Here is a 600-nt window from a genome sequence, read left to right on the forward strand (position 1 = left end):
GTTTAGGCCAGACCGCCTCTCCGCGCCACTTGCCGCAACCTTGCCGCCCGCGTCACATGCGGGGGCTGTACGAGGGCCCCGCATGCTGCGTCACCATGGCCGTTTTCCCTATTCGCCCTGGGTGGCGCGGCAGCCGGAATCCTGGCCGGGCGGGCGGAAGCTGGCCGTCTATCTCGGCGTGAACCTGGAACATTTCGCCTTCGGCGAGGGGCTGGGCGCCGAGCTCGCCCCGGGCGGGCCACCGCCCGACATCCTGAACTACGCCTGGCGCGACTACGGCAACCGSGTGGGCGGCTTCCGGCTGATCCAGCTGCTGGACGAGCTGTCCCTGCCCTGCACGGTGCTGCTCAACAGCGCCATGTATGGCCATGCGCCGGAGCTCGTGGCGGCGCATCGGGCGCGCGGCGACGAGATCGCGGGCCATGGCCGCACCAACAGTGAACGGCAGAGCACGATGCCCGAGGCCGAGGAGGCCCGGCTCATCGCGGAATCGACGGCCGCCATTGTCGAGCACGAAGGAAAGCCGCCGCGCGGCTGGCTCTCGCCCTGGATCGCCGAGAGCGCCGTGACGCCCGACCTGCTGCAGGAGGCCGGCTACAC

General features: G+C 70.8%; 1 protein-coding gene. It reads left to right on the forward strand.

Going from position 1 to position 600, the window contains the following annotated elements; translation table 11 throughout:
- Positions 1-82: 82 nt before the first annotated feature.
- Positions 83-600 (forward strand): polysaccharide deacetylase family protein (locus tag AC1DWF_RS36420; RefSeq protein ID WP_476843308.1); only part of this gene is annotated, 518 nt, incomplete at its 3' end.

It is taken from the genome of Aminobacter sp. P4_D5, from assembly GCF_056401815.1.